Annotated in this window: 8 protein-coding genes; 2 read left to right on the forward strand and 6 right to left on the reverse strand. The window is 74.7% G+C overall.

Annotated elements, in window-relative coordinates:
• Nucleotides 1–339 precede the first annotated feature (339 nt).
• The 4 genes from ACFCX4_RS31310 to ACFCX4_RS31325 form a co-directional block, all read right to left on the reverse strand.
• Nucleotides 340–1,878, reverse strand: a complete 1,539-nt coding sequence (locus ACFCX4_RS31310; RefSeq protein WP_376149876.1) for a flavin-containing monooxygenase — start codon at nt 1,876–1,878, stop codon at nt 340–342.
• 209 nt (nt 1,879–2,087) lie between these two features.
• Nucleotides 2,088–2,525: a nuclear transport factor 2 family protein gene (locus ACFCX4_RS31315; protein ID WP_376149879.1), complete on the reverse strand. Its 438-nt coding sequence runs from the start codon at nt 2,523–2,525 to the stop codon at nt 2,088–2,090.
• 379 nt (nt 2,526–2,904) lie between these two features.
• Nucleotides 2,905–3,360: a hypothetical protein gene (locus ACFCX4_RS31320; RefSeq protein WP_376149882.1), complete on the reverse strand. Its 456-nt coding sequence runs from the start codon at nt 3,358–3,360 to the stop codon at nt 2,905–2,907.
• Between the two features lie 358 nt (nt 3,361–3,718).
• Complete coding sequence (locus ACFCX4_RS31325) at nt 3,719–4,822, reverse strand: alpha/beta hydrolase (RefSeq protein WP_376149885.1); 1,104 nt, start codon at nt 4,820–4,822, stop codon at nt 3,719–3,721.
• 458 nt (nt 4,823–5,280) lie between these two features.
• On the opposite strand from ACFCX4_RS31325, the gene ACFCX4_RS31330 reads away from it, so the two are divergent.
• Both ACFCX4_RS31330 and ACFCX4_RS31335 read left to right on the forward strand, forming a co-directional pair.
• On the forward strand, nt 5,281–5,922 hold the full coding sequence (locus ACFCX4_RS31330) for a dihydrofolate reductase family protein (RefSeq protein WP_376149888.1): 642 nt from the start codon (nt 5,281–5,283) through the stop codon (nt 5,920–5,922).
• Between the two features lie 4 nt (nt 5,923–5,926).
• On the forward strand, nt 5,927–6,766 hold the full coding sequence (locus tag ACFCX4_RS31335; RefSeq protein ID WP_376149891.1) for an alpha/beta fold hydrolase: 840 nt from the start codon (nt 5,927–5,929) through the stop codon (nt 6,764–6,766).
• Nucleotides 6,767–7,003: 237 nt separating this feature from the next.
• Here the strand turns inward: ACFCX4_RS31335 and sbnB are convergent, their stop codons facing one another.
• Together sbnB and sbnA are read right to left on the reverse strand one after the other, a co-directional pair.
• Nucleotides 7,004–8,005, reverse strand: coding sequence for a 2,3-diaminopropionate biosynthesis protein SbnB (gene sbnB / locus ACFCX4_RS31340; RefSeq protein WP_376149894.1), 1,002 nt, complete (start codon nt 8,003–8,005; stop codon nt 7,004–7,006).
• 74 nt (nt 8,006–8,079) lie between these two features.
• Nucleotides 8,080–9,060: a 2,3-diaminopropionate biosynthesis protein SbnA gene (gene sbnA / locus ACFCX4_RS31345; RefSeq protein ID WP_376149897.1), complete on the reverse strand. Its 981-nt coding sequence runs from the start codon at nt 9,058–9,060 to the stop codon at nt 8,080–8,082.
• Between the last annotated feature and the right edge of the window lie 48 nt (nt 9,061–9,108).

The following is a 9,108-nucleotide window of genomic DNA, read 5'->3' on the forward strand; positions in this document are numbered from 1 at the left end:
GCCGCTTCAACCCCAAGGGCGCCACCGAACAGGAGACCGTCGACCTCTTCCACGGCATCTACGCCGACGGCCTCGAAGCCCTGGAGAAGACCCTCACCGCCTGACCGGCACCGCACGAACCCGCACACCCGAAGGGCCCGCTCCGACCGGCGGGCCCTTCGGGATGCGGTCCCCTCCCTGCACCGCGACCCCGCAGGCGCCGACGAAGCGCCGCCGATCAGCGAGGCGGCAGGGGGCCGCGGCCGACGCGGCCGGGAAGGCAGTGGCGCGTCGACCCCGGCGGAGCGGCCGGTGCCGTCGCGGTCCCGCCGGCCACGACGGCGGCGCCGTTGCCGTCCGTCATGCCGTCGCCTCCGCCCGGGCGGCCGAGCGGGACAGGCGGAGCTCGGGGTCGGTGACGCTGCCGGTGCGCAGCAGCCCGATGTCGTCGTGGTAGTCCACCGGGGAGAGCCACGGCCTGCGGTCCCCCTGCCGGGGCAGCGCGTCGACGGCGCGCCGGACGTACCCGGCGCCGAAGTCCAGGAACGGGCGGGTCGGCATCCCCGGGTCGGCGGGCTCGGGCCGGCAGGTGTCGTACCCGTGGGCGTCCAGATGGGCCAGCAGCCGGCAGAAGTGCTCGCAGAGCAGGCCGACCTTCAGCGTCCAGGAGGAGTTGGTGTAGCCGATCGCGAAGGCGAAGTTCGGGACGCCCGAGAGCATCATGCCCTTGTAGGCGACGGTGTCCGCCGGGCGCACCTCCCGGCCGTCGACGGTGAGCGGGAAGCCGCCGAACGCCTGCACGTTCAGCCCGGTGGCGGTGACGACGATGTCCGCCGGCAGTTCCCGGCCGGACTCCAGCAGGACTCCGCGCTCGGTGAAGGTGGCGATCCGGTCGGTGGCCACCGAGGCCCGGCCCTCGCGGATCGCCCGGAAGAGGTCGCCGTCGGGGACGGCGCACAGCCGCTGGTCCCACGGGTCGTACGGCGGGTTGAAGTGCACGTCGACGGGGTAGCCGGGGGGCAGTTGCCGGGTGTTGGCCCAGCGGATCAGGCGGCGTGCCGTCTTCGGGTGCTTCCGGCAGAAGCTCCAGATCACGCGCTGCCGGGCGACGTTCCTGCGCCGGGTCAGCGCGTAGCCGCGCCGTGGGCCGAGAACCTTCTTCAGCACGTTGGCGACCGGGTCCTTGCGCGACACCGGCATGACGTACGTCGGCGTGCGCTGCAGCATGGTCACGTGCCCGGCGGTGGCCGCCATCGCCGGGACCACGGTGACGGCGGTCGCGCCGCTGCCGATGACCACCACGCGCTTGCCCGCGTAGTCCAGCCGCTCCGGCCAGTGCTGCGGGTGGACGATCGTGCCCGCGAAGCGCTCGCGGCCCTCGAAGTGCGGGGTGAAGCCCTCGTCGTAGCGGTAGTAGCCGCCCGCGCCGAACAGCCAGCCGCAGGTCAGCGTGGTGCGCTCGCCGGTGCCGGTGCGCTCGGCCTCGACGGTCCAGCGCGCCCGGTCGCTCGACCAGGACGCGGCGGTCACCCTGTGGTGGTAACGGATGTGGGCGTCCAGGCCGTTCTCGGTGGCCGCCTGGCGCAGGTAGGCCAGGATCCGGGGTGCGTCGGCGATGGACTGCTCGTCGCGCCAGGGCTTGAACTCGTACCCGAAGGTGTGCAGGTCCGAGTCCGAGCGGATGCCCGGGTAGCGGAAGAGGTCCCAGGTCCCGCCGGAGGCCTCGCGCGCCTCCAGGATCGCGAAGCTCTTCGCCGGCAGTTCGGTCTTCAGGTACCGCGCGGCGCCGATGCCCGAGATCCCGGCGCCGACGACGAGGACGTCGAGGTGCTCGATGCGGCGGGGGTGCTGCGGGTGACCGGGGCCCTGCGCGGCGGCCCCGGCGGGGGACGAGGACACGGGCGGCTCCGGAGGGTGTCGGGGGTGAGGTGGTTCCATGGTGCTGGCCGACGCCGGACGGCGACAACGTGCTGTGCACCACGGTGATCGTTCCGGGTGGCGAGGTGCACTGCTGCGACGCGGCGCCGACCGTGGCTGCCACGATCCCACGACCGCCCGGACCGCCGGTGGTCCGGGCGGTCGGGCGCGGGGTCCGGCCGGGCGAACGGTCACGCGCTCCGGTGGCCGAGCGATTCCAGCACCGCCGACACGTTCTGGTACTCGCGCCAGTGCACGACACGGCCGTCCCGTGCCCTGAGCACGACGAGGGCGGCGGCCGAGGAGCGCCGGCCGGTGGTCGTCAGCACCCCGGTGACCTCGTACTCGGCGACGATGACCTCGGGATCGGCGGTCCGGTGGACGGCGAGGACGTCGAAGCCCTCGAACCGGACGGGCAGGGCCTCCCGGGTGGCGATGGAGAAGGCGATGAACGCCGCCCGGCCGTCGAAGCGGCGCGGGGCGCCGGGGGGTGCCAGGGGCAGCTCGACCACGATGTCCGCGGCGCAGAGGTCCTCGGTGAGGCCGACGCCGCCGGCGAGCACATTGGCCCGGAAGCGGTCGAAGATCTCCTGCGGACCGGGGACCGCGGGCCGGGCGAGGTCGGACATGGCAGATCCTCCCGGAGAGCCGGCCGCCGGCGTGGTCGCCGCTCGAAGAAGCTATGAGCCGTCACCCACCCTGTCAACGGGGGCTGTCGAGCCGAGTGCACCGAGCGTGCCGACCCCGGGGCCGTGGGGGCGCCACCGAAAGGCCCGGCGGCCGGGGGCGTTCCCCGGGCCTTTCGGAGGAACGCCCCCGATACGGACCGCTCGCCGTTCGGCCCCGGCCGGTGAACGTCCCGGGAATCGGACCGGGCCGCCGGGGCCGGGCGTACTCACCGGTATCGGCCGAACCGCTCCCCGGGGCCGCCGGAGAACACGGCCGGGACGGTTCCGGGGAATACCGGAACCGTCCCGGATTGTGGACGCCAGGCCCTGTGGGCAGGGATCAGCAGAGGTGCCAGGGGCCCCAGCCGTCGGTCATGGTGCGGCACCAGAACTGGTAGTCACCGCTCCAGGCGCCGACGCTCGACGGGTTCGGCCAGGCCACCCCGTACTTCAGGTCGAGTCCACTGCCGCCGAGGCTCGTCCAGGGGGCCCAGGAGCCGCCGGCCGTGGTCTGCGCGGAGGTCCAGACCGCCCGGTCGGTCCCCAGTCCGGTGACCTCCCTGCGGCCGTCCGCCCACGTCACGATCGTGGTCTGGCTGCCGCACAGGAGCACCCGGGAGGGCGCGCCGTAGGAGAACGTGGCGGTACAGCCGCTCACTCCGTCGTAGTAGCCCGGCGCGGCCCCCACCTCGATGTCCACGTAGTGGCTGCCCGTGGCGTTCGCCGGAGCGGCGAGGCCGAACATTCCGCCGACGACCGCGAAAAGGAGAGCGATCAGACGTACCTTCGTCTTCAAGTTTCCACCCGTCCGTTGATCCCGGGGAATCTCCGCCGGGAAATCCGGATTCTGCCAGAGGGCCACCGTTCTCCCGTACCCCCGGGGAGGTACTTTCGCAATCCCTTTTCGATGAATTCCGGACAGCACCCAAAGTGCGGAATTGATCCGAAACCCCGGCAGATCACCCGGCTTCGCCGGGACTTCCCGCCCGAAAACGGAATGGTGTGCCGGGTCGGATTCGCGCCAAGCCCCCGGAGAAGGGCTCCGCCCACCCGTCCGGTTCCCGGAGCACCGGCCCCGCCGGTCGGCCGGTCGGAGGCCGGGTGCTTCTCACAGGGGGCCGGGCCGCGCGCGGACGACCGGCGGCGGAGCGCCCTCAGCGGCTGCGCCAGGGGCGGACGAAGTCGCGCAGGGCCGCGACCGCGGCGGGAGCGAGGACCCTGTCGCCGACGGGCGTGCCCGCGGGGTGGAGGAGGTGGTCCACACCGGGCAGGACCCGCAGCCCGGGGCCGGTGACCCTCGCCGCCGCCAGGCCCGCGAGCAGCGGGGGCGTCGTGGCGCAGGGGACATTGGCGTCCTCGGTGCCGCAGGTGACAGTCACCCGGGTGCCCGGGGCGGTCCGGCGGGCCGCCACCTGCGGGTCGACGGCGTCGTGGGTGCGGGTGTACCGGGCGTTCAGCGGGCCGAACACCGCCTCCAGCACGGCGGCGACGGGTGCGACGATCCCCCCGGTGTCGACGGGGCGCCCCGCACGGAAGTCCCCGACCGCGCGGGCGACGCCGTCCTTGCTGTCCCGGGCCTGCTCCGCGGTGAGCACGCCGTCGGCGGCGGCCCGGTCGATCCGGTCGGCGAGCTGGGCGGCGAGGGTGTCGAGGATGCGGCGGGTCTGCGGGGCGACCAGGGCCAGACCCGCCGGTGCGGGCCGCACCGCCGGCGCGACGAGCAGCGCCCGCAGGGCCCCCTCGCTGTGACCCACGATCAGCAGGGCGCGCGGATCGGCCTCCGGCTGCCGGCGCAGCGTGTCGTACGCGGCGGCGGCCTGGCGGGTGAACGCCGCCGTGTCGATGCTGCCGGGGTCGTCGCCGTAGCGCCCGGGGCCGGTCTCGCCCGTGCCGTACTTGTCGAAACGCAGGGTCATCACCCCGTCGTCGCCGAGGACGCCGGCGGTCAGGGCGAGCGTGGACGGGGTGAGGGCGGGCGGCTGGTCGCCGTCGCGGTCGGTGGGGCCGCTGCCGGGCAGCAGCAGTGCGGCGGCGAGTCGGTGGCCCGCACGGTGGGCGGGGACGTGGAGCGTGCCGAAGACGGTGGTGCCGTCCGCGTCGAAGGTCACCCGCCGGTCGGCGGCGGGGACGACGCGGCCGCCGCCCGGGGTTCCTCCGCCCGCGGCCCGTGCCGGGGAGGCGGTGGCGCCGAGGGCGGTGGCGGCCGTCACGGCGGCCAGGGCGGGGAGGAGGGCGAGCGCGCGGATGCGCCGGTGCATGGTCGACTCCTGCGGATGCGGATACCGGATACGGATGCGGTGCTGGCGTGCAGCGGAGCGAAACGGGGGCCGGGCGACAGCGCCGCGGGGCACGCGGCGGGAGGGCCGGCGGGGCGTCGTACGGCGCGCGGCGGCCCCGTCCGCCCGAGACGCCCGGCGGTGCGCGGCACCACCCTACGGAGTTGAAGAACGATCGGTCAAGAACGAGCGTTCTCAAAAACCCGGGCGCTTCGCCCCGCGGAGCCCCCGCCCCGCCACGCCCGCCGGGCCCGGCCTCGGCGGGTGATCTACCGTGGGTCGGGGTGCCGCAGCGCGCGGCCGGGCGGGGCGCCGCCGGAACGGCGGCCGCGGGCGGCGGCCCCCGGGAACGGAAACCCGGTGCCGGCGGGGCGATGAGTTTTCCGCCTCGGGCGGGTCTGCATCTCGACCGGGACGACCGACTCATCGGGAGCACAGACATGGGCCTGATCCACATCGAACTCTTCGCGACCCTGGACCTCGTCGGGCAAGCGCCCGGCGGGCCGGACGAGGACCCGGCGGGGTTCCCGTTCGGCGGCTGGCAGGCCCCCCTGCTGGACGGGACCACCGGGGCGCAGATCCTCGCCGCGTACGAGGGCACGGACGCCCTGCTGCTCGGCCGGCGGACGTACGACATCTTCGCGTCCTACTGGCCGCACCAGCAGGAGGGCGAGATCGCCGAACTCTTCAACCGGGTGCCGAAGTACGTGGCCTCCCGGGGCACGCCGGAGCTGCCGTGGGCCGGGTCGACGCAGCTGGGCCCGGACCTGGCGGGCGCGGTGCGCGGGATCCGCGAGCGGCACCGGAACGTCAAGGTGGTCGGGAGCCTCGACCTGGTGCAGACGCTCCTGCGGGAGAGGCTCTTCGACCGCCTCGACCTCTGGGTGCACCCGATCGTGCTCGGTGTCGGGAAGAAGGTCTTCGACGCGGGCGCGGTGCCCACCAGCCTGACCCTGCTCGAACCGCCGGCGGCCGGCCCCACGGGCACCGTCCACCTGCGCTACGGGCTCGCCGACGGCACGCCCCGGACCGGCGACATGAGCCTTCCCGACCGCGGGCTCGGCGACGAGGGCGGTCGGTGACCCGGTGACCACCGTCCACGTCAACGGCGTCGCCCTCGGCATCGAGTCGTTCGGTGACGACGGCGCGCCCCTCGTCCTGCTCGCGGGCGGGCCGACCATGCTCTCCTGGCCCGACGCGCTCTGCGAGCGCCTGGCGGCCGGCGGGCGCCGCGCGGTCCGCTACGACCTGCGGGACAGCGGGGAGTCCACGACGCAGGACCCCCAGGCGCCCGCCTACACCCTGCGCGACCTCGCCGCCGACGCCGCGGCCCTGGCCGTCGCGCTCGGCGGGGCACCGGCGCACCTCGCGGGGATCGGCGTCGGCGGCATGGTCGCCCAGGTGGCGGTGCTCGACCATCCGGCGGCGTTCCGGGCGCTCACCCTGGCCGGCACCCGCGCGGTCGCGCCCGGACCGCCCGACGACGACCTCCCCGACCACGACCAGGCGGCGATGGGCCGCCTGTTCTCGCGTTCGATGCCCGACTGGACCGACCGCGAGGCGGTCGCCGAGTTCACCGCCGCCGGCGCCGGGATCCTCGGCGACGACCCGGTCGCCGCCCGCGCCGCCGCCGCGCGCGTCTGGGACCGCACGCCCGGCACCGGGGCCGCCGTCCAGATGGCCAACCAGCTGGGCATGGTGTTCGCCGGACTCGACTGCACGCCCCGCTGGCGCGAGCGGCTGCCCGGGATCGAGGTCCCCGCGCTCGTCGTCCACGGCCGCCGCAACCGGTTCTTCCCCCTCGGCAACGGCGAGGCGATCGCGCGCGAGATCCCGGGGGCACGGCTGCTCGTCCTCGACGGGGCCGCCACCGCGATCCCCGGGGCGGCCGTTCCCGAGGTCGCCGGGGCGATGCTCGCGCTCTGACCGGGGAACAGGGGCACCGCACGGTCCGGGGCGGTGGTGGCGGTCACGGTGGGGGCCCGGGGATCCGGCTTCCCCGGGGCCCACGCCCCGTACGGCGCGACGGGGACGGCGGCGGCCGACGGGTGCGACCGTCACCGCCGCGGTGGCACGGGCCGTCGGTCCCGGCCCGCGGCCGGGTACGGCGGACCCAGGGCCCGCGGTACCCGGCCGTCTCCCCCTTTCGGAGGAGGCCCGGTCTCACCAGCGGCTGGTCTCACCGATGAAGTCGGGGATCTCCACCACGCCGCCCCGGGACTTCGCCACCTGCAGCACGTGGTGGCCCACGGCGAGGTCGAGGATCCCGAGTCCGAACGGGGAGAAGACCGTGGGCCTGGCGGGGTCCGTGGTCACCCTGCCCTCCAGCAGGGCCCCCAGCGTGCCGGTGACGAACTCGCGGCTCCCGGTCAGCTGTTCCGCCAGGTGGGGCGAGGTCTGCGCCTTCAGGCAGTGGTCGACGTCGTCGACGATGTTGTTGCTGCGCAGGAGGAGTTCGGGAGCGAGGTCCCGCAGGGAGACGTTGAGGAGCGTCTGACCGGGACGCAGCGGGGTGTCGGCGGGGACGTAGGGCGCCGCCGCGGTGGTGGCGAAGACCACGAGGTCCCTGCTCAGTGCCTCGTCGAGGGTGCCGGCCGTGGCCCGGACGCCGAGGCGCTCGGCGGCGTGCCGGGTCAGGCGGTCCGCGCTGGTGGCGTCGAGGTCGTGCACGAGCACGTCCGCGACGGCCACGCCGTTCGCCGCCAGGTAGTCGACGATCGTGCGGGCGATGACCCCGGCGCCGATGACCGCGAGGCCCACCTCCCCCGCTCCGGCGGTCAGTTCCCGGGCGGCGACCGCGGCCGAGGCCGCCGTGCGGGCCGCGCTGATGCCGGCCGCTTCGAGGCAGGCCAGCGGGTAGCCCGTCGCGTAGTCGTTCAGGAGCAGGGTGGCGGAGGCCCTGGGCAGGCCCTGCCCGGTGTTGTCGGGGAAGCTGGCGATCCACTTCATGCCGATGGTGTCCACCTCGCCGCCCAGGTAGCAGGGCAGCGCGATGACCCGGGCGCTGGGCTTCTCGGGGAAGCGCAGGAAGTAGCTGTCGGGGTTGACCGACTTCCCCTGCTCGTGGGCGACGTACGTCGCGGCGACGATGCGCAGGACGTCCTTGTGGGAGTCGGCGAGGATGCCGGACACCACCGAGCCGGGGACCACGGAGAAGGTCGTCACGGAGGTCTCTCTTTCTCTGCTTGCGTTCGGGCGGCTCGCGGGACCGGCCCGGGCCGGGCCGGCCCCGCGACGGGTCAGCCGGCGGTGGCGTGGCCGAGGCCGGCCAGGTCGGGGATCCTGGTGTAGCGCTCGGCGACCCAGGTGTCGGAGTAGATGGTGTCCACGTACTTGTCACCCATGTCCGGCGAGATGGCGGCGACGCGCCAGCCGGACCCGAAGGTCGGGGCCAGCCGCTGCACGGCGGCCAGGACCGTTCCGGTGGAACCGCCGACCAGCAGCCCGTACCGCGCGGCGAGCATCCGGCACATGGCGACGGTGTCGGTCTCCTCGACCAGCACCTTCTCGACGGCCTCGCGGTCGACGTAGATCTCGGGCCGCCGGCTGGTGCCGAGCCCGGGGATGAACCGCGGTGCGGCCGGAGCCCCGAAGGTGACCGAGCCGACCGCGTCCACCGCGACGATCCTGGTGCCGGGGCTGTGCTCGGCGAAGTACTCCACACAGCCCATCAGGGTGCCCGTGGTGCCCGCCCCGACGAACAGGGCGTCGATGTCGCCCAGTTCCCGGTGCAGGGCCTTGGCGGTCCGCTCCCGGTGGGCACCGGTGTTCGCGGGGTTGGCGTACTGGTTGAGCCAGACCAGCTCCGGTTCGGCGGAGGTCCGCCGGCGCACGTAGTCGAGCCGGGTCCGCAGGTAGCCGCCCTGCGCGTCACGGGTGCTGACCTCGACGACCTCGGTGCCCAGGCTCTCCATGACGCGGATCGCGTGCCTCGCCGCGTTGGGGTCGGTGACCACGGTCAGCGGGTAGCCGCGCGCGGCGCAGACCACGGACAGGGCGATGCCGAGATTGCCGGAGGACGACTCGATCAGCCGGGCCCGCGGCCCGAGCGTGCCGGCGGCCTGCGCCGAGTCGACCAGGGCCACGGCGGTTTTCAGCTTGACCGATCCGGCCGGGTTCAGTCCCTCCAGCTTCAGGAGCACGCTCACGTCGGGAACGAAGTCGGGCAGGCGCAGGAACACGTCGTCGAGGACGACGTCGGAGGCGCTTTCGAAGATCATTGGTGGTGGGCCCTTCCGATTCGCCGGCACCCCGGCCGGGCCGGGGTG

Source organism: Kitasatospora sp. NPDC056327, assembly GCF_042261735.1.
Lineage (GTDB): Bacteria > Actinomycetota > Actinomycetes > Streptomycetales > Streptomycetaceae > Kitasatospora.

Bases quoted from the DNA above. Each gene is read 5' to 3' on its own strand.
- ACFCX4_RS31315 (WP_376149879.1), bottom strand. From the start codon at position 2,525: ATGTCCGACCTCGCCCGGCCCGCGGTCCCCGGTCCGCAGGAGATCTTC.
- ACFCX4_RS31325 (WP_376149885.1), bottom strand. From the start codon at position 4,822: ATGCACCGGCGCATCCGCGCGCTCGCCCTCCTCCCCGCCCTGGCCGCC.
- ACFCX4_RS31330 (WP_376149888.1), top strand. From the start codon at position 5,281: ATGGGCCTGATCCACATCGAACTCTTCGCGACCCTGGACCTCGTCGGG.
- sbnA (WP_376149897.1), bottom strand. From the start codon at position 9,060: ATGATCTTCGAAAGCGCCTCCGACGTCGTCCTCGACGACGTGTTCCTG.